This is a genomic window from Tenacibaculum sp. SZ-18, assembly GCF_002813915.1.
Classification (GTDB): Bacteria; Bacteroidota; Bacteroidia; order Flavobacteriales; family Flavobacteriaceae; genus Polaribacter.
In genome coordinates this window covers 3,360,199-3,385,602 of sequence record NZ_CP019335.1, presented here as the reverse complement: position 1 = coordinate 3,385,602, position 25,404 = coordinate 3,360,199, and the positions used below count along the sequence as shown (strand labels likewise).

Annotated in this window: 14 protein-coding genes; 11 read left to right on the top strand and 3 right to left on the bottom strand. The window is 31.7% G+C overall.

All coding sequences use genetic code 11. The features are described from left to right. Positions 1-6: 6 nt before the first annotated feature. The 3 genes from BTO06_RS15290 to BTO06_RS15280 are packed head-to-tail and all read left to right on the top strand — an operon-like array spanning position 7 to position 1,775. Positions 7-783 carry a lysophospholipid acyltransferase family protein gene (locus tag BTO06_RS15290; protein ID WP_100926136.1) on the top strand — a complete coding sequence of 259 codons (777 nt, stop codon included), beginning with the start codon at positions 7-9 and terminating at the stop codon, positions 781-783. Next, positions 773-1,414, top strand: coding sequence for a PAQR family membrane homeostasis protein TrhA (trhA, locus tag BTO06_RS15285; protein ID WP_100926135.1), 642 nt, complete (start codon positions 773-775; stop codon positions 1,412-1,414). Before BTO06_RS15290 ends, trhA begins: the two co-directional genes overlap by 11 nt. 13 nt (positions 1,415-1,427) lie before the next feature. Next, positions 1,428-1,775: an SMI1/KNR4 family protein gene (locus BTO06_RS15280; protein ID WP_100926134.1), complete on the top strand. Its 348-nt coding sequence runs from the start codon at positions 1,428-1,430 to the stop codon at positions 1,773-1,775. A 3-nt stretch (positions 1,776-1,778) separates the two neighbouring features. Here the strand turns inward: BTO06_RS15280 and BTO06_RS15275 are convergent, their stop codons facing one another. Next, on the bottom strand, positions 1,779-2,249 hold the full coding sequence (locus BTO06_RS15275) for a CYTH domain-containing protein (RefSeq protein ID WP_100926133.1): 471 nt from the start codon (positions 2,247-2,249) through the stop codon (positions 1,779-1,781). 68 nt (positions 2,250-2,317) lie between these two features. Between BTO06_RS15275 and porZ the strand changes: the two genes are divergently transcribed. Genes porZ through BTO06_RS15255 form a run of 4 tightly spaced genes read left to right on the top strand, consistent with a single transcriptional unit; the run spans position 2,318 to position 8,122 of the window. Next, entirely contained in the window at positions 2,318-4,639 is a 2,322-nt protein-coding gene (porZ, locus tag BTO06_RS15270; RefSeq protein WP_100926132.1) for a type IX secretion system anionic LPS delivery protein PorZ, read from the top strand. Beyond that, the gene (recO, locus tag BTO06_RS15265) at positions 4,639-5,361 is read left to right on the top strand and encodes a DNA repair protein RecO (protein ID WP_100926131.1); all 723 of its coding nucleotides are present in this window, start codon (positions 4,639-4,641) and stop codon (positions 5,359-5,361) included. Before porZ ends, recO begins: the two co-directional genes overlap by 1 nt. Positions 5,362-5,364: 3 nt before the next feature. Further along, complete coding sequence (locus BTO06_RS15260) at positions 5,365-7,845, top strand: TonB-dependent receptor (RefSeq protein WP_100926130.1); 2,481 nt, start codon at positions 5,365-5,367, stop codon at positions 7,843-7,845. 4 nt (positions 7,846-7,849) lie between these two features. Next, the gene (locus BTO06_RS15255; protein WP_100926129.1) at positions 7,850-8,122 is read left to right on the top strand and encodes a DUF3817 domain-containing protein; all 273 of its coding nucleotides are present in this window, start codon (positions 7,850-7,852) and stop codon (positions 8,120-8,122) included. Positions 8,123-8,209: 87 nt separating this feature from the next. On the opposite strand, the gene BTO06_RS15250 is transcribed toward BTO06_RS15255, so the two are convergent. Both BTO06_RS15250 and BTO06_RS15245 read right to left on the bottom strand, forming a co-directional pair. Next, positions 8,210-10,675, bottom strand: coding sequence for a DUF5686 and carboxypeptidase regulatory-like domain-containing protein (locus BTO06_RS15250; RefSeq protein WP_100926128.1), 2,466 nt, complete (start codon positions 10,673-10,675; stop codon positions 8,210-8,212). Positions 10,676-10,909: 234 nt separating this feature from the next. Beyond that, the gene (locus BTO06_RS15245; protein ID WP_100926127.1) at positions 10,910-13,534 is read right to left on the bottom strand and encodes an AsmA-like C-terminal region-containing protein; all 2,625 of its coding nucleotides are present in this window, start codon (positions 13,532-13,534) and stop codon (positions 10,910-10,912) included. A gap of 112 nt (positions 13,535-13,646) precedes the next feature. On the opposite strand from BTO06_RS15245, the gene queG reads away from it, so the two are divergent. From queG to sprA, 4 genes are all read left to right on the top strand, one after another. Further along, on the top strand, positions 13,647-14,576 hold the full coding sequence (gene queG / locus BTO06_RS15240; protein WP_100926126.1) for a tRNA epoxyqueuosine(34) reductase QueG: 930 nt from the start codon (positions 13,647-13,649) through the stop codon (positions 14,574-14,576). Between the two features lie 626 nt (positions 14,577-15,202). Next, positions 15,203-17,488, top strand: coding sequence for an NADP-dependent malic enzyme (locus BTO06_RS15235; RefSeq protein ID WP_100926125.1), 2,286 nt, complete (start codon positions 15,203-15,205; stop codon positions 17,486-17,488). Between the two features lie 70 nt (positions 17,489-17,558). Continuing rightward, positions 17,559-18,140 carry a Holliday junction branch migration protein RuvA gene (ruvA, locus tag BTO06_RS15230; protein ID WP_100926124.1) on the top strand — a complete coding sequence of 194 codons (582 nt, stop codon included), beginning with the start codon at positions 17,559-17,561 and terminating at the stop codon, positions 18,138-18,140. 6 nt (positions 18,141-18,146) lie between these two features. Then, positions 18,147-25,403, top strand: coding sequence for a T9SS outer membrane translocon Sov/SprA (gene sprA / locus BTO06_RS15225; RefSeq protein ID WP_100926123.1), 7,257 nt, complete (start codon positions 18,147-18,149; stop codon positions 25,401-25,403). Position 25,404: the final 1 nt, after the last annotated feature.

The following is a 25,404-nucleotide window of genomic DNA, read 5'->3' as shown; positions in this document are numbered from 1 at the left end:
GCGAATATGAAGTACATAAAAATTCCTTTCTTGTTTCTTTGGCGTGCATGGTTTTATGTATTGATGTTTGCTGGGATTTTGTTCATGTCTCCGTTGTTAATTGCACTGTCTTCAAGTGAAAAATTATACCCATATTTTTGGAGTTTAGTTCGTTTTTTTTCGTTCTATTTATTATACGGTATGGGTTGTAGAGTTGAAATTGAAAAAGAAGAGGAAATAGACAGAGACAAGAGTTATGTGTTTTGTGCAAATCATGCTTCATTTTTTGATATTTGGTTAATGGCCATAATGAGTAAAAATCCAATTGTTTTTGTTGGAAAAAAGGAATTAGTAAAGATTCCAATTTTTGGCTTTTTTTATAAGAGAGTGGTAATAATGGTTGACAGAGGAAGCGCTAACAGTAGAAGAAAAGTATATGGTTTGGCGAAAAAGCGATTAAGATATGGAACTAGTGTCGCTATTTATCCAGAAGGGTTAGTACCAGATGAAGAAGTAGTGCTAGCACCTTTTAAAAATGGAGCTTTTAGTTTAGCAATAGAACATCAAATTCCAATTGTTCCTCAAGTATATTTCGATTGTAAAAGTTCTTTCTCTTGGAATATTTTTAAAGGTGGTCCGAAAAAATTAAGAGCAAAACAATGTAAATTTATTCTTACAGAAGGGTTATCTTTAGAAGATAGAATACCACTAAAAAACAAAACATTCGATTTAATTTACAACGAATTGATAAACGATAAAAAGTATATGAAATATACTTTAGCAGCTAAGAAACATGAGCAATAACAAACTACTTAACGATTACAGTCAAAAAGAAGAGTTTTTAAATATTCTAACTCATGGTTTTGGATTCGTTGCAAGTAGTGTTGGTTTTATTTTTTTAGTAATAAAATCAATGCGTTATGTGTCGTTTTGGGAAAGTGCAAGCTTTATTATTTTCGGGTTATCTATGATGTTGTTGTATGCCGCTTCAACTTTATATCATAATGCTAAAAACCTTGAAAAAAGAGCCAAACTTAAAGTCTTTGATCATGCTGCGATTTTTGTTTTAATAGCTGGAAGTTATACTCCATTTTGTATTGTAGCATTGCAATCAAAATTAGGTTGGAATATGTTCTTACTAGTATGGGTAATTGCTTTGGTTGGAATTATTTTCAAACTATTTTTTACTGGAAAGTTAGAGCATGTTTCTACCGTAATGTATGTGGTAATGGGTTGGTTAGTCGTCTTTTTTATTTCTCCACTTATGGATAGTTTATCTGAATTAGGAGCAACTTATTTAATTACTGGAGGAGTTTTTTATACTATTGGAGCTATTTTATATTCCATTAAAAAAATTCCGTTTAACCACGCCATATTTCATGTGTTTGTTTTGCTTGGTAGTTTCAGTCATTTTTGGGCGATTTATAAATTATAAATCTGTAAAAAGCATGCAACTATTAAAGGATTATGAAGCTAAGAAAAACATTAGTTTTCCGATAGTTTATATTGATTTCTTTTCTAAATATCAAAAGAAGTTACCTCATGGTTTAGTAGGAACGGATGTATTCAATGGCGTTGAAGATTTGAATTTATGGGCAAAGGAGTTGTTAAATGAGAATAATGTAAAAGATTTTTTGAGGGAAGACGATTTTGTTTTTATGATGCACCAAGGATATATGTTTTGGTATTTCAAAATTAGTGGAGATGAAAATCCCATGGTATATTCTTATTTCGAAGGTGATTTAAAACCTAAAGATAGAGGTAAGTTAAAATATTTTTTAGCGGAATATATTTAAAACTTACCACTCACAATAAGGCTTCTTATTCAAGTTAGAATTATAATATGCTGGTTTTCCAGTGACTTCTTCTCCTAACCATTTAGGACAGATATAATTTTCATTTTCTGAAGCAAGTTCTACTTCAGCAACAATTAACCCTAAATTGTCTCCAAGAAAAACATCTACTTCAAAAATATGATTTCCAATTTTAACTAAGTAGCGGTATTTTTCAATAATTCCTTTTTCGCATAAGTTCATTAAATCATTTGCTTCTGCTTTGCTAATTTCTTTTTCCCATTCAAAACGAGATGTACCTGAATCATTCGATTTTCCTTTTACTGTTAAAAAACCTTTTTCATCCTTAATACGAACACGAACAACTCGTTCCTTATCAGAATTTAAGAATCCTTGTTTTATATAATTACGCTGATAAGCGTCCTCTTTAAAACTGTGATCTTTTACTAAGAATTTTCGCTCTATTTCAATACTCATACAAGTCGTTTCAAATTTGTACGAATGTATCGCTTTTGTCGTTATTATTAAATATCTTTGACCAGATTATGAAGAAAATCACTACTTTTTTATTCGCTTTATTTTCAATTGTTTCCTATTCACAAACAGATTTTAGTACTCAGTGGGAAGATTTTTTTTCGTACAATAACATTAAAGATTTTACTATTTCTGGTGATGTTGTATATGCTTTAGCTGATAATGCAGTTTTCACCTATGATTTACAAACCCAAGAAACTCAAAAATTATCATCGGTAAATGGACTTTCAGGAGAAACTACTTCTGCTATTTTTTATAATGAAACTTATGAAAGATTAGTTATTGGTTATGATAATGGATTAATTGAAATTATAGATAGAGATGGAACTGTTACTGTTTCACCTGATATTGTAAATTTTAACCAGTCGGGAATTAAACAAGTAAATGCAATTTATCAATTTAACGATGAACTTTTATTAGCAACTTCTTTTGCAGTAATTGTATATAATATTGAAAGACTAGAATTTGGAGATACTTATTTTATTGGTCCAGGTTCAAGTAGCGTAAATGTCAATGATATCGTAGTTTCTAATAATGAGATTTTTGCAGCGACTGATACAGGAATTTTTGTTGCAAATGTTAATGGAGGAAGTTTGTTAGATTCTAATAATTGGACTTTGCGTTTTAATGGCGGTTTTCAGCATATCGTAGAATTCGAGGGAAATGTATATGTTTCTTCAAATAGAAATTTAATTAGACTTAACGGAAATACGCAACAGAGTATTTTTTCGTATTCTGAAGATATTTCAGAACTAAAAGTTGATAGTAATAGATTAATTGTTTCACTTGGGTCGAGTGCCAATGTGTACAATCAATCATTAGCACTAGTTGGAAGTAACTCGGTAAGTCCAACTTTTGATTTTACATTGAATTCGGCTGGTGTAAACAATAATATTGCTTTTTTAGCAACCCAAGAGTTTGGAATTCTGTTTGCACCAATTGGATCTCAGAGTTACACAGAAGTTCATCCGCAAGGACCACTTTCAAATAATGTTTTTTCTATTGAAGCGAATAATAATAGTTTATGGGTTGTATATGGAGGATATGATACAACATTCACGCCATCACAAGTAAGACAAGGTTATTCGCATTACAACGGTGCAGATTGGATAAATACACCTTTTAATCCCGGTGATCCTTTTGGTGATTTAGTTCATATTACTATTGATAGAAATAGTGATAACCGAGTTTTTATTAGTTCTTTTGGAGATACAGGTGCTGTAAATTCAAAATTAACAGGTGGTTTATATGAAATTATTGATGATCAAATAGCGAGATTTTACAATCATTTGAATAGTCCGTTAGAGGACATTGTTCCGTTAGATCCAAATAGAGTAACTGTTCGTGTTTCTGGGACAGCTTTAGATAGAGATGGGAATTTATGGGTTACCAATTTATTAGCTAATAACAGATTGAAAAAACTATCAACTTCAGGAACTTGGACGAATTATGATATTAATGAATTGTACATTGATAATAAACCTGGTTTAGGTGAAGTTGCTATTGATAATGCCAACACAGTTTGGATAACTACCAGAAGGAATGGAGTTTTTGCATACAACGAAAATGGCGACCGTAAAGGCGGTTTAACAACCGAACCAACCAGAGGAAACTTGCCTAATGCTTTTGCAAAAACAATTGCTATTGATAAAAATAATCGACTTTGGATTGGAACCCAATCAGGATTAGTTGTGTTTAGTAATGCTTCCGGAATTTTTGATTCGACAATTTATGAAGCTTCTCCAATTATTATTCTCGATGAAGGAATTCCAAAAAAGTTATTAGGAGATCAAACTATTAACTCTATTAAAGTAGATGGAGCAAATAATAAATGGTTTGGAACTGATAATGCAGGGGTACTTTATACGAATCCAAGCGGACAAAATACATTGGCGAATTTTAATAAAGACAATTCTCCTTTACCATCTAATAAAATTCTTAAAATAGCCATAGACGAGTTTTCAGGGAAAGTGTATTTCGCTACAGATAAAGGTATTGTAGTTTACAATAGTCAAGTAGCTCCTTTTGGTAACGAATTAGGAGAAGTGTACGCTTATCCAAACCCAGTTTTAAATACGCATTCATCAGTAACAATTGCAGGTAGAAACGGAACCAATATTCCGAAAGGAACGAATGTTAAAATTTTGGATGTGGCAGGTAATTTAGTTTATGAAACAAATGTTGTGGAAGGTCAACAAGTACAAGGAGGTAAAGTTGTTTGGAACAAAAGAAACTTAGCGGGCCAAAAAGTTGCGTCAGGAGTTTATGTTGTTTTATTAGTTACCGATGATGGAACAGAAACTTCAACTACTAAAATAGCTATTGTAAATTAATGGCGGTTCTTACAACGAAAGCTATCGTTTTTAGCTCTATTAAATATGGTGATACAAGTTTGATTGTGAAATGTTTTACACTTGAAGAAGGTATAAAAAGTTACATGATTAAAGGTGTTCTAAAGGCCAAAAAAGGCAAATTAAAAGCAGCATACTTTCAACCACTAACTTTACTGAATTTAACAGCAAGTCACAATAACAAAGGAAATTTAAATTCTATCAGAGAGGCAAATGTTTACAGTCCTTATGAAAGAATTCCCTTAGAAATTAAAAAGCAATCGATAGTACTTTTCTTATCGGAAATTTTATCTTCAATCATTCAAGAAGAAGAAAAAAACGAAAGTTTATTCAACTATATTGAAACCGCTCTTATTTGGCTGGATACTCATGATGAAATTGCGAATTTTCATTTGTTATTTCTCCTAAACCTTTCCAAGTATTTAGGTTTTTATCCTGATACGTCTAACTCATCTGCGAATGCGTTTAATTTATTAGAAGGTTCTTTCACAACTAGAGCCTATGAAAAATTAACACTAGTAGATGTCGATTTAATACTTTTTAAAAGGCTGTTAGGCATAAATTTTGATACAATTCATACAATTTCTTTCAATAAAAAAGAAAGACAAACCTTGCTAAGGGTTATAATTCAATATTTTGAATTACATTTGGAGGGTTTTAAAAAACCAAAATCTTTAGACGTTTTAGAAACTGTTTTTAGTTAACTCATGAGGTGCATTTTCATACTTTTTTTATGTTTTTCTTCAACCGTTTTTTCACAACAAATTACCGTTTATGACGGTGAAACAGGAAAAGTAATTGAGGCTGTAGCATTATATAATTTAGATAAGTCTATTTCGGCTATTACAAATAAAAATGGGCGTGTTGATATTTCTGAGTTTTCTAAAGGAATCATTTATTTTTCTCATGTTTCTTATGCTGAATTTTCCGTGAGAAAATCAGATATACTTTTAAACAATAATGTTGTATATCTATCTAAAGAGTCTGAGCAATTAGATGAAGTTGTTATCTCTGTTTTAAAGGCAAAAGCAAAAGCTAATAGAATTGCAGAACAAATAGAGGTTTTTAATGCCAAGGAAATTCAAAAGCTTTCACCACAAACTTCTGCTGAAATATTAGAAGTAATCCCTGGAATTAGAGTTCAAAGGTCTCAATTAGGAGGAGGTAGTCCAGTTTTACGTGGTATGGAGAGTAATAGAGTTTTATTAGTTGTTGATGGTGTTCGAATGAATAATGCAATATATCGTAAAGGACATTTGCAAAATTCGATTACCGTAGCTCCAAATATGTTAGATAAAACTGAAGTCGTTTTTGGTCCTTCATCTGTAATTTATGGCTCTGATGCATTAGGTGGAGCAATTCATTATTACACAAAAACTCCTAAACTATCAAAGGATAAGGAAGTAAAAGTAGGTTTATTTTCTCGTTATTCAACAGTGAATGATGAAAGAACGAATCAAGCGTCTTTTGAGTTGCGTTTTCCAAAATGGGCTAGCTTTACAAGTGTTGCATACAGTGAGTTTGGTGATTTGAAAATGGGAGAGAATCGTTCACATGGTTTTGAAGATTGGGGAAAAGTTTTCTATTATTCTGATAATTTGAATGGAAATTATAATCCAAATCCGATATTAAATCCTGACCCTGCTACACAAAGAAATACGGGTTATAATCAAACAGATATTTTACAGAAGTTTTATGTTCCTCTTTCTAGAGGTACAGATTTAAAAGTAAATATTCAGTATTCCACTTCTTCCGATATTCCAAGGTTCGATCGAATGACTGAAGTTACTGATATTAATGATCCTTCATCTTTGAAGTTTGCAGAATGGTATTATGGTCCACAAGACAGGTTTTTAGTTTCTCCTCAATTGACTATTAATCCTAAAAAGAAATGGTTAAACGAAGGAACATTTACATTTGCCTATCAAAATATAAAAGAAAGTAGAATCCAGCGCCGTTTCGGAAGTTTAGAAAGAAGTTACAGAGAAGAAAAAGTTGATATTTATAGTTTAAATGGAGATTTTTCTGTGGAGTTGGCTAGGAATCGTAATTTAGGTTATGGATTTGAAGTGGCTTATAATGATGTAAGTTCTAATTCTTTTGGAAAAGAATTGAATGTGATAAACAATCAGATTGTTGGTTCTACAGATGACTTTGCTGTACAGTCAAGATATCCTGATGGTGGAAGTAGCTACCTTAGTTCTGCGTTATATGCGAATTACAGACAAGATATTAATAAGAAATCTACCTTAAACTTTGGAGCGAGACTTACAAATACACAGTTAAGAGCAAAGTGGATTGACAATACTTTTATAACCCTACCAGATTCAGATATTAGTTTATCAAATACTGCCCTAACTGCAACGATTGGTTATGTTTATAAACCAGCGAAAACATGGAAGTTTAATGCAGTTATTTCTTCTGGATTCAGATCGCCAAATATTGATGATGTAGGTAAAATTAGAGAGAAAAGTAATCGACTTACCATTCCTAATGTGGATTTAAAACCGGAGCATGCTTATAATGCTGAAATTGGTGTTGAGAAATATTTCAACAATAAAAAATTCAGAATTGGAGCAAATGTGTATTATATGTTGTTAGATAACTATATCTACAGAGAGGCAATTTCTGATCTTGGTTTATCCTTAGATTATGATGGAGAAACATTTACAACAGCAAATAGTCAAATTTTAGCTAACGTGAATAAAGGAAACGCTTACGTCACTGGTTTTACAGTAAATTACCAAGGTAAATTATTTAAAAACTGGACAACTAGTGGATCCATAACATATACAAAAGGAGAAACTTTTGACACAAACGAGCCAATGTCTTCAATTCCACCTTTATTCGGAAACTTTGACGTGAATTATGTGAATAAGAGTGTTGAAGCTGGTGTGAATTTTCGTTTCAATGCTATGAAGCATATCGAAGATTTTAATATTAGTGAAGGTATCGATAATCATGATTTAACGCCAATTGTAGATCCAAATGCAACGGAAGACATTAATAAGTTCTATGGCTCTCCTAGTTGGGCAACGGTTGGGGTTCATGCTGGATATAAATTGAACACAAATTTTAAACTTCAAGGAAGATTATCCAACATCTTCGATAAACATTATCGAGAGTTTGCTTCAGGATTATCTGCTCCAGGACGTAATTTATCATTAAGTGTAATTGCTAATTTTTAATTTTATGATTAACCTATTTAAAGTAGTGAGTTTATTAGAGGGACTTTCTTATATCTTATTATTATTTATTGCTACACCAATTAAATATATATACGATAATCATACTTATGTAAAGTGGTTAGGAATGCCACATGGATTGTTATTTGTAGTATACATCATTTTAGCATATTTCTTATGGGAGTCTCAAAAATGGAGTGCTAAAGAATTTTCGATTATATGTTTATTATCATTACTGCCTTTCGGAACTTTTTTCGTAGGAAAATATTTGAAAGAGTAAGATCTATACTTTTACATTATAATATCAAAAAAGCACAACATTTCTGTTGTGCTTTTTTTATTTCTTATTGAAATTTTAAGCTTAAAATTAATCAAACAAACTAATTCCAAATAACAATCTGTTTTCTTTTTGTCCATTAAAGTTAGATTGAACGAAATCTAAACGTAAGAAACGCCATTTTCCCCATCCAATATTATCTAATCCAATTGAATATTCAGTATATGGTTTTCTGCCTCCAGAGAAGTACGTTTTAGCACCAATGACCGTATGAAAGTTAAGTTTATTCAACAAAGGTATTTTGTTTAATAAAAATCCTTCAAAATTATGTTGAGTGTGAAATTCAGCGTAGCGATCGTTTGTACTAAATTGATAATATGGCATAATTGAAAAACTACTTAATCGATTACCTGGAGCAAGATCTATTTCATTTGCTAAAGGATGGTAGAAATCCATAAATGGAATGTCCTTTTTGTCAAAAAACAAACCAGCTCTTGCATTATAGTCAAAAGTACCAATATTACCTAACGATACATTTTGTTGTAATCTAGAGAAAACTAAATCTGAATGAAACTCAGAGTTTTCTGAACCAAATGTTTTTCTGTATCCTAAAGTTAAGGTTGGATATTTCGAATTCGTAACTGTAAATCTTGATTTTGGATAACTAATGTACTTACTTCCGAAGTTAAAACTTCCAGCCAATTGCGTTTTAAAAATACTATGATCTGTAAAAGCAGGTAATGTGCTTGTTGGATCAATTGGATTATTTGTTTGATAGGTCTTTCTTTTACTGAAAAATGAATAATCAGTTGTGTTAGAAAGTGCTTTTCTATCTTCATATCCGAAAGATGTATATAAATCAATTCCTGGAGTTACTTCTTTTGAAAAGTTTAATTGAGCAAATGTTTTTTCGTAAAACTTTGCATAGTTTGATTTATCAATTAAAGAATATAACGTATTATTAAAGCTACTAATAGGATTTCTCTGATCGAATTGAACTACATCAATCCCTCCAGAAATAGATAATCTTGGTCGACTAATATTATTCCATTTTTTATAAAAGCTTACCGTTGGTCGGAGTATTTTATCGGAAAACCCATAATTAAGGCCAGCACTAACACCCCAGTTTTTTCCTTCGTCGTTTACTCTTTTTGAAAAACTAACCCGAGTATCAATATTAAATCCTTGAACAGTATTAAATTGTGTATTGGTAAGAAGTCCATTGTAGCTGATAGACCATTTTTCGTAACTATTTCTATATGAGTATCCAACCAAAGGAGAAAGTAATGTGAATTTATTTGATTTTTGATCAACAGAATCTAAATATTTTTTCGATTTACGGACAATTTTTATGCTGTCTTTAACAACATAATCTCTTTTTTCTTCTTTAGTTAAAGGAACACTTCGAAGATCATTCCAGTATGCTGAATCTTTTTTAGTAGCGTTTTCCTCAAATGATAATATTTCTTTTCCAAAAGTGTTTTTCGAAAATGTGGGTTTGAAATTATAATTAGAATATGAAGCTGAGAAACGGCCGTCTAAGTTAAACCCGAATAAACCAACTTTAAAATCTATTGTTTGTAAAATGAGCGCCCAAACTCCAGAATTAGGCTCGAAGTTGTAATTTTGTTTAATGTGTAAAACATCAATAGCTGGATTGTTAATTTGTTTACCTGTAATAGTTAAATCAGCTCCATAAATAGCCCAGTCATCTTCAACTACATAAATAAATCCACCAAATACTCGATCGTTTTCTCTTCTAGGTATAATTTTTATTTTATTAATTAACCTACCATTTTTATCATAAAAAGTCCCTTCTAGCTTGAATTTATAATAGCTAAATGTATAGTTTGAAATAGGAGAGAAAATATTAGATTCAGCAATTGGAACTAAGTTATTGTACAAATTAAAATTTACGTCTTGAGCTCGATTAAAAGAGATTCCATTATCTCGTCCACTTACTTTTGATGCCACAATAACTTCTTTAAAATTCTTAGGTTTTTTCTGATACCAAATTTTAGAAACAGTTTCAGATAAGTAGATAATTCCGCTTCTGGTAGAATCTAATCCACCACCTAAATCGCCAACTTGTTGACCTAAAATTTTCTTCGGTGCATTTTTAATTTTGAATAATCCACGGGAATAAAAATCTGAAGTATATTGTCCAGATTTATTAGTGTTTCTTTCTTTGCTAGCAATTACTTTACGAATAATGCCATTTGCGGGATTTTCGTTTGTATTTACAGTGACCTCTTCTAATTGAACTTCTTCTTCTTTCAGTTGAACGTTGAGTTGAAAAGGGAAGCTAGAAATTTCAACCTGTTTTTTTAATGTTTTAAATCCTAAGAATTGAAAAACAACAGTTTGTTTTCCAGTTTTTTTAGTTTCAAGTATATACTCGCCGTTGTCATTGGTTGTAGTTCCACTTAATGTATTTTGTAAATAAACACTTACGAATGGAAGAGGTTGGTTGCTTTTGTCAACGACTTTTCCTCTAATTTGTGCAACGGTACTTGTAATAAGTAATAAGAATAGTAACGTAGTTATATTTTTCATCTACTTGGTTTTGGTTAAGGTTGAGTTTCGTTTTTTCAATTGAAATCAAACTTGCAACAGAAGACGAAAAAGTTCATGTTTTGTTACAAAAAAGGATTCCGCAAAATAAGTTTTATTAGTATCAAGTATTGCACGTAAAACAAGCTCAATATCTGATACTTAAAAACTCATGAGGCAAACATAAAAGAAAAAGAAACTTCTTTTTCCTTAGAAAATGTTAAAGAGTTAAATTGCTTATTCGTCCTTTTTTTTCTTTTTCTTTTTACCAAATAATCCACCTAAGGCATCTTTAACTTTATTAGTCGTATTTCCTTTTTTATCAGTACCTGTAGCAGATGATTTATTATTTTTATTTCCGCCTAAAAGGCCTCCTACAGCCTTGTCAATTAGGTTGTTTTTTTGTTGATTTACTAGCTCTGTTGTTAAGTTATTGACTGCAGATTTTAAGTCAGTTTTAACAGATGGATTAGAAAAGCTTCCTGAAAAGTTTGCTGTAACGGGAACAGTTATATTCTGATCTTTTGTGTTTAGTTTTGATAATAAACCACCTACTTCCGAACCTAAATATTTTGCAGGAATATTAAAAGTAGCATTATAGTCCATTATTTGATCAAAACTATGACTACCTCCTATTTCAACGTCAATATCTTTATATTTTAATTTGAAAGGTTTTACGTTTACTTTTCCATTATTAAAAGATACATTGGTTTTAATATCTTTTACATCAAGTTTTTTCAAATCTAAAAACCCTAAATTCTGATCTAATAAATTTAAAGCTTTAGAATTTTTTACTTCTAAATTCGTGGCTAAAATTTCAGCTAGTGCTTTTCCTGAAACAGAGGACAAGTTTGGTGTAAAGTCATCTTTCAGATCTCCTGAAAGATTGATATTACTATTAAGTTTTCCTTGCAAAACATCAGAAAGTGGAGCGAGCATACTTAATAATTCAATATTTTTAAAGGAATCACTAATATTGAAATACTTAAAACCTAAATCAACATTAAAAACTGATTTTTCGGGTTTTGTGTCCACTTCACCGTTTAAAGCCATAATTCCCCCAAACATTCCTCCTTCTACGTTAGTCAAAATGGCTTTTTGATCTTTAATATTTAAGGTGCCTTTCACGTTTTTTAACTTTAGGTTATCATAAAAAACCTCTTTTGCATTAGCGTTTACAACACAATCTAAAAAGGCAGGTATTTTCATGTTTTCTTCTAATTCATTTGGTATAGAAGAATCATTTTTTTCTGGAGCTTGGTCAATTTCATTTGAAGTATTAGTAACCATAAAATCATTTACTTTAAAAGAATTTGAGTTCAAATTAAAATTTCCCTGCAAATTTTTATCGGAAAGAATAAACCCTAAAAAATTACGAATAGTTCCTGTTGCATTTAGGTCACTCGTTCCTGTAATTGCCTCAAAATTTGTAAGAGAAATCTTAGTTGGAGTAAAATCCACATTGGCACTATTTATTTTTAAAGGATTTGCCAGCTCTTCCCCATTAAAAAATAAATTTGTAATGTTAAGATGGCCACTATTTTTAATACGTTGATACCTGTTGTTTTGAACAGCATCGATATCAAATTGAGAAGTAAGATTTGCATTAATAATCCCACTTAGTTCATTATCTAATTTTACAGGATATACTTTATCAATATGACTTAAATCGATTTTTCCGTTAAGCGTTGCATTGATGTAGGGATTCTTCAATAAATTACTCACCTTAGCATTTCCATTAAAATTATTTTCATCAATATTAAAGGCCAATCTATTTACAGAAATATAAGTATCATCAACATTTCCTGTGGTATTTTTAATTTGAGTATCAATGTGAATGTTGTTTACACTTTTAGGTAAACTAGGATATTTGAAAGAAGCATTAGTTGATTTGATGGCAATATCAATTGTTGGGATAGTTTTTTCAGTGACCTTTCCATCAATTTTACCCACAACACTAAAGTCACCTGATGTTTTTACGTCAGTAATATTTGTTGAGTATTCTTCTGGAACAAGAGCTAAAAAGTTTTTAAAATCTGAAGAAGGTGTTTTGAAGTTTACCTGTATTTGCTGACTTTCATCTTCATTTAATTGAACGTAACCATCAAAAATTAAAGGCAATTTATTTATATAAGCTTCATTTTTAAGGAAAGTATATTTACTGTTTTCTAGATCTAAGTCTAATACAGCACTTACATCTAAATGTTGGTCATTGATAAATTTTGCGCCGTCTTTTTCAAATAAAATACTCATGGTAGTTTTTGTATCTAACTCAGTTCTTTTTTGAGAGAAATCTCCACTTCCTGAATGATTAAAATCGGAAAGGACAACCCTCATTTTTTCTTTCTCATCAGTATATTTTATAGTAGTTTTGGTTAACTCATAAGCATTTAAAGACAACTTGAAATTGCTGGACGAATTATTTTCTGTTTCCTCTTGTTCAGAAGAAACTGAAACATCTTTTTTAGTGATATCATAATTAGCGTTACCCTTTTCATCAATAATAACATTGACTAACGTATTATCAATGGAAAAAGATTGAATTTTTAACTCGCTATTTACGCTCTTAAAAATTTCGGTAAGTTTTAATTTTAGTTGGATATTTTCACTATATAATAAAGTATCTCCTTCAAAAGGAGAGAAATTTGTTATGGCTACATTTTTTAGCTCAATCGAAGCTTTTGGAAAGTTTTTAAGTAAGCTTAAATTCGCATCAGAAAACTCTACCTTTGCATTTAAATTGTTGTTAATAGTTTCCTTTAATAAAGAAACCAACTTATCCTGAAATAAGAAAGGTATAGTAGCCAAAGCGATTATGAAAAGGGTTACTATTGATAAAATGATTTTTACAATTTTTTTCATGATGCTAATAATTTTGAGATGAAAACATTAATGAGTTTGCTGTGTTGAGTGAGTAATTATAACAAAGTTAAAAGTTATCAGTAATATTGTGGTTAATTAATAGTTACTTTTTTTGAAAAAAGCAAGACAATTTTCTAAACTAATTAAAAAGCATGCCAGCTACTTAGGGTTTTTAGACTGCGGCATCGCTAAAGCTGATTTTTTAGAAAAAGAAGCACCGCGACTTGAAACTTGGCTACAGAATAATTACCATGGTCAAATGCAGTATATGGAAAACCATTTTGATAAGCGATTAGATCCAAGACTATTAGTAGAAGGAGCAAAGTCTGTAATTTCATTGTCTTATAATTATTATCCTGAACAAATACAAGAGAAGAATTCTTACAAGGTTGCTAAATATGCGTATGGTGAAGATTATCACCATGTCATAAAGAGCAAACTGTTTGCTTTATTAGAATTTCTTCGTGAGGAGATTGGAAACATAAATGGACGTTGTTTTGTTGATTCTGCACCAGTTTTAGAAAGAGCATGGGCAGAAAGAGCTGGTTTAGGATGGAATGGTAAACACACATTATTAATTCAAAAGAAACAGGGGTCTTTTTTCTTTTTAGCGGAATTAATAATTGATTTGGAATTAGAGTATGATCAACCTTTTACAACAGATCACTGCGGGAGTTGTACGCGTTGCATTGATGCTTGTCCTACTGATGCAATTTTACCGAACAACTCTATTGACGCTAGTAAATGTATCTCTTATGCTACCATTGAGTTAAAAGACAATATTCCATTAACGTTCAAAGATAAAATGGAAGATTGGATGTTTGGTTGTGATATTTGTCAAGACGTTTGTCCTTGGAATCGATTTTCTAAACCGCATAATCAACCTTTATTCAGCCCAAAAGATTCTATGTTGGAAATGGACAAAAGGGATTGGCAAGAGTTAACAGAAGAGACATTTAAAAAGGTATTCAAAAAATCCGCAGTAAAAAGAACGAAATATGCTGGATTAACGAGAAACATAAGCTTCCTAAAAGAAAAGTAAAACTAAACTGATCTCGGTGTTTTATTCATATTCTTCAAATAAGAACCATTATAATGTATGAATTCTTCCACAAAAAGATTCACAGTAAACTTACCATACGATTTTTTCATTCAAGTACACATGAAAGTACATTTCAATAAACTTTTCAACTTTTTTTATTTTAAGTAAATGATATATTTCGTTTCAATTTGATTACACCCTGAGGTACAAACTAGCTTCTCGCAATGCAACTAGAAATGTGCCTATTGTTAACTCTGTCAATTGTACAGTTGGTAATTATTTAAAATTATTTTCTGCCTTTATTGAGATTTTTAAAGATGGAATGAAAACTCTCTGCGAGTGTTAAAGGCTTCCATAATAGCTTGAAAGTAATATGCTTTCGAAAAAATAGTGTAAGCAAAGGTGTTGTTCAAAATATTTCAGTTTTACTGAGGATTGTTTCGTTTCACATAACTTTGTCTTATGATGTTCAGAACTGGTAATGTTTGTGGCATATGATTTAATTTTTGATTAATAAAAAATCTTAATAATGGGGAGGGAAAAAGGAGATGTCTCATTTTCTAATAAATTATGATACTAAATAACAAACCTTATATTTGTGAATCCACAATTAAGCATAAAAGTTTATGAGCGAATCACGTAAAAGACGCGAAGCCTTATTATATCACGCGAAACCATCACCAGGAAAAATATCGGTAGTACCGACTAAAAAATATGCCACTCAACACGATTTATCTTTAGCGTACTCACCAGGAGTTGCTGAGCCTTGTTTAGAAATAGCAAAAGATAAAAACAATGTTTACAAATACACAACAAAAGGAAATTTAGTTGCAGTAATTTCAAATGGAACAGCTGTTTTAGGTTTAGGAGATATTGGTCCAGAAGCCTCAAAACCTGTCATGGAAGGAAAAGGATTACTTTTTAAAATTTTTGCAGATATAGATGTATTCGATATTGAAGTTGATGCAACAGATATCGATAAGTTTGTAGAAACTGTGAAAGCAATCGCTCCGACATTTGGAGGAATTAACCTTGAAGATATTAAAGCTCCAGAGGCTTTTGAAATTGAAAGACGTTTAAAGGAAGAGTTAAATATTCCTGTAATGCACGATGATCAACATGGAACAGCTATTATTTCTGCGGCTGCATTGAAGAATGCATTAGAAATAAATGGGAAAAATATTGAAAATGTTCAGATTGTTGTAAATGGAGCAGGAGCTGCTGCCATATCTTGTACTCGCTTGTATTTGGCTCTTGGAGCTAAAAGGGAAAATGTTGTCATGTGTGATAGCAAGGGAGTTATCCGAAAAAGTAGAGAAAACTTAACTCCGCAAAAGGAAGAATTTGCGACGGAAAGAGATGTGGATACTTTGAAAGAAGCGATGAATAATGCAGATGTATTTATAGGTTTATCAAAGGGAAATGTTGTAAGTCCAGAGATGCTATTATCAATGGCTAAAAACCCTATTGTATTTGCAATGGCAAATCCTGAACCAGAAATATCATATGATTTAGCAGTCGCTACACGTGATGATATTATTATGGCAACAGGAAGATCTGATAATCCAAATCAAGTAAACAATGTATTAGGTTTCCCATTTATTTTCAGAGGTGCCTTAGATGTGAGAGCAACTAAAATTAATGAAGAAATGAAAATGGCTGCCGTACATGCATTGGCAGATTTAGCTAAGAAATCAGTGCCCGAACAAGTAAATATTGTTTATGACGAAATTAGTCTTTCATTTGGTAAAGAGTATATTATCCCTAAGCCTTTTGATCCAAGATTAATTTATGAAATTCCACCTGCAATTGCGAAAGCAGCAATGGATAGTGGTGTTGCTCAACAACCTATTGAAGATTGGGATCGATATAGAGACACTTTAATGGATAGATCAGGATCTGGAAGTAAAGAAGTGAGAATCTTACATAACAGAGCTCGAACAAATCCTAAGAAAATTATATTTGCAGAAGCAGATCATTTAGATGTATTAAAAGCTGCTCAAAGGGTTTATGATGAGAAAATAGGTATTCCAATTCTTTTGGGAAATAAAGAAATCATTCTAGAATTAAAACTGGAACTAGGTTTTGAGGCAGATGTGACTATTATCGACCCTAAAACTTCAGAAGAGAAGGAAAGAAGATTAAGATTTGCTGAAAAATTCTGGAAAACAAGACAACGTAAAGGAATTACTTTGTTGGAAGCTCAAAAATGGATGCGTGAGCGCAACTATTTTGCTGCAATGATGGTAAATGAAGGAGAAGCAGATGGATTAATTACAGGGTATTCACGTCCTTATCCATCGGTAGTAAAACCAATTTTAGAATTGATAGAAAAAGATCGTGGTGTTTTAAAAGTAGCTGCAACGAACCTATTGCTTACAAAGCAAGGACCAATGTTCTTATCAGATACAACGATTAATATTAATCCAAACGCGAAAGAACTCGCCAAAATTACTCATTACACAAGTATTTTAGCTCGTATGTTTGGTATGAAGCCAAATGTAGCAATGTTAAGCTTCTCTAACTTCGGATCAACAAGGTCTGAGACTTCAGTTAAAATTCGTGAGGCGGTTGAGTATATGCATGAACAGTATCCAGACTTAGTAGTTGATGGAGAGATTCAAGCAGATTTTGCATTAAATGAAGAGTTATTGTCAAAGGAATTTTCTTTTTCTAAACTTAAAGGAAAAAAGGTAAACGTGTTGATTTTTCCAAACTTAGAATCAGCAAATATTACTTATAAATTAATGAAACAAGTAAACGGAGCAGAGTCGATTGGTCCTATTTTGTTAGGTTTAAGTAAGCCTGTTCATGTTTTGCAACTTGGAGCAAGTGTAGATGAAATGGTAAATATGGCAGCGGTAGCTGTGGTAGATGCGCAGGAGAGAGAGAAGAGAAGTTTAAAGAATTAATAAGGAGTAAAATACAGGTTTTACAATCCTAAAAATTTTGCTACTTTAGGCGTCGGTTACACAAAAACAAATGATTACCCAAATAAAAGGAAGATTGGTAGAGAAAAATCCTACCTACGTTGTGGTAGATTGCAACGGATTAGGATACCTACTGAATATTTCACTAAACACCTACGGATCACTTCCAACGGATGAAAATGTAAAGTTATATACGCATCTTTCAATAAGAGAAGATGCACATACGCTCTACGGTTTCATTGATAAGGTTGAGCGAGAAGTATTTAAGTTACTTATTTCTGTTTCAGGAGTTGGACCTAGCATCGCAAGAACAATGTTGTCTTCAATGACCGCAGAGGATGTTCAGCATGCAATTGCATCTGAGAATGTAAAATTGATTCAATCGGTTAAGGGAATAGGATCCAAAACAGCACAAAGGGTTATCATCGATTTAAAAGAGAAAATCTTAAAAACGTTTAATATTGACGAAGTTTCTGTAACTGAGAGCAATACTAATAAAGAAGAAGCGTTATCTGCATTAGAGGTTTTAGGATTTACTCGAAAACAGTCAGACAAAGTAATTACCAACATATTAAAAGAATCGCCATCGGCGTCTGTGGAAGAGCTGATAAAAAAGGCACTTAAAAACTTGTAAAAGAAGTTGAGAAAACATTTTCGTAATAGATTTTTTACAGCACTTGCTATACTAGTAAGTGTTGTTTCATTTGCTCAGAGTACAAATAAGAAAGATTCTATTCCAGCAAAAAAAGATAGCATCGTTCCATTAAAGTATAATTTTAATTTTGCACAAAAGGCTCATCTCTTTTTAAACAATCCAACAGATATTCAAGTTCGATACGATAAAGCTATTAATAAGTTTGTGATTGTTGAAAAGATTGGAGATTACGTTATTGGAACTCCAATTTATATGACACCTCGCGAATACGATAAGTTTAAATTAAAAAACGATTTAAAATCTTATTTCAGAGAAAAAGTAGATGCCGCAAATCCAAACAAAAAAGGAAACGATAAAAAACGAAAAAATCTTCTTCCAAAATATTATGTCAATTCCAAGTTTTTCGAAAACGTTTTTGGAGGAAATGAAGTTGAGGTAATTCCAACTGGTCAAATAAGTATAAAGTTAGGTGGGATTTATCAGAATACTGAAAATCCTCAAATATCTGTCGAGAATCAAAGCAGTTTTACTTTTGATTTTGATCAGCAAATTAGTGCAAGTATTCAAGCAAAAGTTGGAAAACGTTTACAAGTAACTGCAAATTACGATACACAATCTACTTTCGATTTTCAAAATATCATTAAAGTTGAATATACGCCAACAGAAGATGATATTATACAGAAAATTGATGCGGGTAACGTAAACTTGCCAATTAAAAACTCATTAATTAATGGTGCTCAAGCTCTTTTTGGAGTTCGTGCAGATTTTCAATTCGGAAAAACAACGATTCGTACGGCTTTTTCGCAACAAAATTCTCAATCAAGAAATGTTGTTGCAGAAGGTGGTGCTGTAATAGAGCCGTTTGAGTTGCGGGTTACGGATTATGATAATGACAGACACTTCTTTTTATCTCAATACTTCAGAGAGAACTACAGTAAAGCATTATCTAATTATCCATTAGTTAGTAGTCCAGTTAATATTAACCGAATTGAAGTTTGGATTACTAACAGAAATCAGAATGTACAAGATTACAGAAGTATTGTCGCCTTTGCAGATATAGGAGAGTCTGATTTAGAAAATATGGTAAGTGCAAATCTTTCAACCGGTATTCCTCAAGAAAATTATGTAGATGTTGTTTCAAATCCAGTTAGTGTACAAGGAACACCAATTCCTTATAATGGGGTAAATAATATTAATGATTTATTGAGTGTTACTTCTGGCGGAATTCGTGAGGTGGGAACTTTAGATGCTTCTTTGCCAGTAGAAATGATTCAAGGTAATGATTATTCTTATCTTCAAAATGCAAGAAAATTACAATCAAACGAATATACATTACATCCTCAGTTAGGTTTCATTTCTTTAAATAGAAGGTTAAATGATGGAGAAGTATTAGCGGTAGCATATGAGTATACAGTTGTAGGTGCTTCGAATAACGAAACAGTTTTTAAAGTTGGTGAATTTTCAAATGATGGGATCAACGCACCATCAAATATTGCTGTTAAATTATTACGTAGTGAAATTTTAACAACAAGGAGAGAAATAGGAACCAATACTCCTCCAACATTCATCCCTGCACCGACTTGGAGACTAATGATGAAAAATGTTTATGCTTTAGGAGCATATCCTTTACGCCAAGAAGGTTTTCGTTTTGAGTTATTGTATCGTGACGATGAAACGGGAATTTTACAAAACACATTACAAAATGCTCAACAAACAGATTTACAAAATAGAACATTAATAAACTTATTCAATATTGATAAGTTAGATCAAAGTCAGTTTAAGGTCGATGGTGGAGACGGTTTTTTTGATTTTGTCGAAGGAATTACTGTGAATTCTGATAAGGGATTAATTTACTTTCCAGAAGCCGAACCATTTGGAATTGATTTAGAAACAAAAATTACTGATGCGGTTGATCAATCAAAATATTTATTCAAGGATCTTTATTTAACAACTAAAGTTCAGGCAAAAAATGAATTTCAAAATAAGGATAAGTTTTTCTTAAAAGGATATTTTAAATCGGAGGCTAGTAGAGGTATTTCGTTAGGAGCGTTTAATATTCCAAGAGGTTCAGTTAGAGTTTCAGCTGGAGGAAGAACTTTGGTAGAAGGAGTAGATTATGTAGTAGATTATCAGTTAGGTAGAGTTCAAATTTTAGATCCAGGATTAGAAGCATCAGGTGTTCCAATCAATGCATCTGTAGAAAATAATACATTTTTTAATCAACAAAGAAAGACATTTTTAGGAGTTGATATTGAGCATAAAATAAATGAAAACTTTATCATTGGAGGAACATTTTTAAATGTTAGCGAAAGACCCATAACTCCTAAAGTTAATTTTGGAGCGGAACCTATTGATAATGTCATGTTAGGTTTGAATGTAGATTTCTCCTCGGAAATCCCATATTTCACGAAGCTGGCAAATAAACTTCCTTTTGTGGAAACAGATGCACCATCAAATATATCGGTTCGTGCAGATATGGCATATTTATTACCGGGTTCACCGAGTGGTATTGATGTAAACGGAACAGCAACTTCATATTTGGATGATTTCGAGGCAACTCAAATTCCAATTAATTTAACTTCTCCACAACAATGGTTTTTGGCAAGTACTCCATTGTCTCAGGATTTCGCCGAAGCGACAAATGATCCAAGGTATAATTTTAGAAGAGGTAAATTATCATGGTATAGTATTGATCAGTTATTTTATTCAAATAGTACAAATAGACCTTCAAATATTACCGATATAGAACTATCAAGAAATGAAGTTCGACAGATTAGTTTCTCTGAATTATTTCCAAATACAGATTTAGATATCACTCAAATAAATTTAGTAAGAACATTAGATTTAGCATATTTTCCAAGTGAAAGAGGTCCTTACAATTTCAATACAGAAACAACAGAGTTAAATGGAGACGGAACATTTGTCAACCCCAATCAAAACTGGGGAGGAATTATGCGTGCATTAACAACTACAAATAATTTCGAACAAGCAAACGTTGAATATATTCAGTTTTGGTTAATGGACCCGTATGAAGGATATTCTATTACCCCAGAAGAGGGATTACCGGCTGGAGTTGATCCGCAAAATCAAGTAAATCAAGGAAAATTATTTATCAACTTAGGGAGTATTTCTGAAGATATCCTTAGAGATTCACAAAAACAATTTGAAAATGGGTTATCAACAACTCAGAATCCAGTACCACAAGTTGATACAAATATGGGTACTATTCCAAGAAACCCATCTATTTTATACGCATTTAGCGCAGATGCAGATGAAAGAACGCAACAAGATATAGGTTTAGATGGACTTTCAGATAGCCAAGAGAGAAATCTAATAGACAGAATCAATAATGATTCAAGTTTGCCAATTAATATTGATGTAACAAGACTTAACCAAGAAGATTTATCAGGAGATAATTTTCAATTTTTTAGAAGTGGAGACTTGGATGCTTCAAACGCTTCTATTCTTACTCGTTATAAAAATTATAACGGAACCGAAGGAAATTCACCAACGACTGATCAATCTGGAGAAGATTTTCCAACTTCTGGATCTACCTATCCAGATGTTGAAGATTTAAATCGAGATCAAACAATGGATCCTGTAAGCGCATATTTCGAATATGAGGTTTCATTACGAAAAAGTGATTTAGTAAAAGGGAATAACTTCATTGTAGATGTAAAATCTGAGCCAGTTACATTACCAAATGGTGAAACGAGAAGTACAACATGGTATCAATTTAGAATTCCTGTACGAAATGGATTTACGCAAGCAGTAGGTGGAATTACCGATTTTAATAGTATTCGTTTTATGCGAATGTATTTAACTGAGTTCAACATGCCGGTTGTAACCCGTTTTGCAGAACTAGAGTTAGTTCGTGGAGACTGGAGACGTTATACGAGAACATTGGATCCAACAATTCCTGAACAAGATTTAGATAATGATGATTTAAATAATTTTGAGGTTGGAGTTGTAAGTATTGAGCAAAACGATGATCGATATGAATTGCCTCCAGGAATTACTAGAGAACAATTACAAGGAACCAATAGAATTCAACGTCAGAATGAGCAATCTTCTACGATAACGGTAAATGATTTAGAACCAGGAAAGGCAAGAGCAATTTTTAAAAATATTAGTATTGATTTACGTCGTTATAAAAATTTAAGAATGTTTTTACATGCAGAACAAGTTCCTGGAAAAACAGTTTCTGACAATGACATGTCTGCTATTATTCGTTTGGGAACAGATTTAAATGAAAACTATTACGAAATTGAGAAACCATTAATCTTATCTACATCGAGTAATTCTCCATTAGAAGTTTGGCCAGAAGAAAATAATCTTGATATTTTAATGACAGACTTGTCAACATTAAAATTAGATAGAGATGGAGCAAATGTTTCTCCTGCTGATATATATTCTGGAACTGATTCAAATGGATTAATTATAAAAGTAAAAGGTAATCCAACTCTAGCTCAAGTGAGAACTGTTATGTTAGGAGTAAAGAATACAACTTTAAACGATAGAAGTGTAGAAGTTTGGTTTAACGAGTTAAGAGCCGTAGGATTTGATAATCAAGGTGGTTGGGCGGCAGTTTTAAATGCAGACACCAACTTTGCAGATGTAATTGATTTGTCTTTAGCTGGTCGTATGTCAACAGTTGGATTTGGAAATGTTGATCAACGTGTACAAGAAAGAAGTTTAGAGGAACAGAAACAATATAACGTTTCAACAAATGTTCAGTTAGGTAAAATGATGCCTAAGAAATGGAACATGCAAGTTCCTATGAGTTATAGTTATGGAGAAGAATTTATCGATCCAAAATTCGATCCGCAATATCAAGATGTTGTTTTAGAAGATGCTAAATCCAAAGGATCTGCACAAGCGCAGAGAAATGCTGAAAATGCTCAGGATTATACAAGAAGAAAAAGTATTAGTTTCATTAATGTTAAGAAGAATAGAAATCCGAAAAGTGATAAAAAACCAAAATTCTACGATGTAGAAAATATCGCCGCTTCTTATTCTTTTAGTGAAGAGTTTCATAAAGATTATAACATTGAAAGATTCGTTAATCAAAATTTAATGGCTGGATTAAATTATAACTTTAACTTTACTCCATTCGTGATTGAACCTTTCAAAAAGTCTAAAATATTTAAAGGAAGACACTGGCGTTTTATTAAAGATTTAAACTTTAATCCAGTTCCGAAAAACTTAACTGTGAATTCTAAGATTAACAGAAATTATAATTTACAGCAATCAAGAAATTTAATTGAAGGTTTAACACCACAACCAGAATTAATTCAACGTAGATTTTTGTTTGATTGGGATTATACAATTGCATTTGATTTATCAAAGTCGTTACAGTTAAATTTCAACGCTACTAATAATTACATCTATGATAGTTTTGGTCAAGATGAAAAGCTAGAAATTTTCGATAAGTTTTTTACTTTCGGAAGAAGAAATCAATACCATCAAACATTAAACGCTACTTATAAAGTTCCAATTAATAAACTACCATATCTAAGTTTTATAACCTCAGATTATGGATACACTGCCGATTTTGATTGGCAAGCTTCTTCTAGAAGTACGATTACGGAAGAGGTAAACGGAATCCCAGTAGAGGTAAGTATCGAAGATAAAGTTGGTAATATGATTCAGAATGCCAATAAGCATACAATTGGAGCAACTATCGATTTTAAACGTTTTTATAAAACAATTGGTTTAGAGAATTTATTTCTTAAAAAGAGTCAAAGAAAAGCAGTAAGTGGTCAGAAAAAAGGTGTAGCTCTTGGAAGTAATGGAGCGAAATCTCAACCAATAAAATTAAAGAAGAATGCCTCATTCGGTAAGAAACTTTTAAAAGGAACCTATGATGTGTTGACTTCTGTTAAAAGAGCTAAGATTAATTATTCTCGTGAAAGTGGAACTCTATTACAAGGATTCCGTCCTTCAGTTGGTTTCTTAGGAAGAAGTAATTATAACGGTAGTGTTGCGCCAACTTTAGGTTTTGTTTTTGGTAGTCAAACGGAAATGTTAAATGAAGCTATCTCTAACGGTTGGTTAATTACCCGTGATGCGAACGCGGATTATTATAACCAGAATTATGGAAGAACTAGAAATGATAATTTGGATTATAATATTTCTATTAAACCTTTAAAAGACTTTACAATAGATTTAAGAGGTAATAGAATTAAGACATCTAACATCACACAACAGTTAGATGTAATATTAAAACCCGGCGGAGATCCCACAAATAATAACGATTACGAACAAAATCCAGCCTTAAGAGCATTTGAAACTGGAAATTATAGCACGAGTCATTTCATGTTAGGAACCATGTTTACAGATGGAGATGCGTTGTATCAGAACTTTTTAGACAATAGAGATATTATAGCAAACAGAATCGCTGCAGAACGTGGTATAATTGTAAATGATATTGATCCAAACAATAATAATCCAGGTTTTAAAAGAAATGGTCAACAAGCAATGCTGCCTGCATTTCTAGCTGCTTATTCAGGTACCAATGCTAACTCGACAAGTACAGACATTTTCAGGAATATTCCATTACCAAACTGGACTATGCGTTATAATGGTTTAATGAAGTTAAAGTGGTTTAAGAAAAACTTCTCTTCATTTACGCTTTCTCATAGTTATAAATCATCGTATACAATTGCTAATTTCACTAATAATTTACAATACGATGAAAACGACTTAAGCTTAACAAATAATTCGGGGAATTATCAACCAGAATTATTAATTTCGTCGGCAACATTAATCGATGAGTTTTCACCACTTATAAAAGTGGATATGAAAATGAGGAATTCATTTTCTTTGAGAGGTGAAATTAAAAAGGATAGAAGTTTATCCTTGAACTTTAACAATAACACCTTAACTGATATTAAAGGGACTGAGTTTATTTTTGGTTTTGGATATCGAATTAAAGATGTTAAAATGATAACAAGAATCACTGGTAAAAAAGAAACTCTTAAAGGAGATATTAATTTGAGAGCAGATATTTCACTAAGAGATAATTTAACACTGATTAGGTCGGTAGACGAGCAGAATAATCAAATAACCGGTGGAGAACGATTGTTTGGGTTGAAGTTTTTAGCAGATTATAATTTGAATAGTAATTTAAGAGCTTCTTTTTATTATAATCATAATACGTTTGATTATGCAATTTCAACAAATTTCCCCCGTCAATCGATTAATGCAGGATTTAACATAGTATATAACTTAGGAAACTAAA

Coding starts and splice junctions, on each gene's coding strand:
- porZ (WP_100926132.1), top strand. CDS start 2,318: ATGAAGAAAATCACTACTTTTTTATTCGCTTTATTTTCAATTGTTTCC.
- BTO06_RS15255 (WP_100926129.1), top strand. CDS start 7,850: ATGATTAACCTATTTAAAGTAGTGAGTTTATTAGAGGGACTTTCTTAT.
- BTO06_RS15290 (WP_100926136.1), top strand. CDS start 7: ATGAAGTACATAAAAATTCCTTTCTTGTTTCTTTGGCGTGCATGGTTT.
- BTO06_RS15280 (WP_100926134.1), top strand. CDS start 1,428: ATGCAACTATTAAAGGATTATGAAGCTAAGAAAAACATTAGTTTTCCG.
- BTO06_RS15235 (WP_100926125.1), top strand. CDS start 15,203: ATGAGCGAATCACGTAAAAGACGCGAAGCCTTATTATATCACGCGAAA.
- trhA (WP_100926135.1), top strand. CDS start 773: ATGAGCAATAACAAACTACTTAACGATTACAGTCAAAAAGAAGAGTTT.
- BTO06_RS15250 (WP_100926128.1), bottom strand. CDS start 10,675: ATGAAAAATATAACTACGTTACTATTCTTATTACTTATTACAAGTACC.
- BTO06_RS15260 (WP_100926130.1), top strand. CDS start 5,365: ATGAGGTGCATTTTCATACTTTTTTTATGTTTTTCTTCAACCGTTTTT.
- BTO06_RS15275 (WP_100926133.1), bottom strand. CDS start 2,249: ATGAGTATTGAAATAGAGCGAAAATTCTTAGTAAAAGATCACAGTTTT.
- BTO06_RS15245 (WP_100926127.1), bottom strand. CDS start 13,534: ATGAAAAAAATTGTAAAAATCATTTTATCAATAGTAACCCTTTTCATA.
- recO (WP_100926131.1), top strand. CDS start 4,639: ATGGCGGTTCTTACAACGAAAGCTATCGTTTTTAGCTCTATTAAATAT.
- ruvA (WP_100926124.1), top strand. CDS start 17,559: ATGATTACCCAAATAAAAGGAAGATTGGTAGAGAAAAATCCTACCTAC.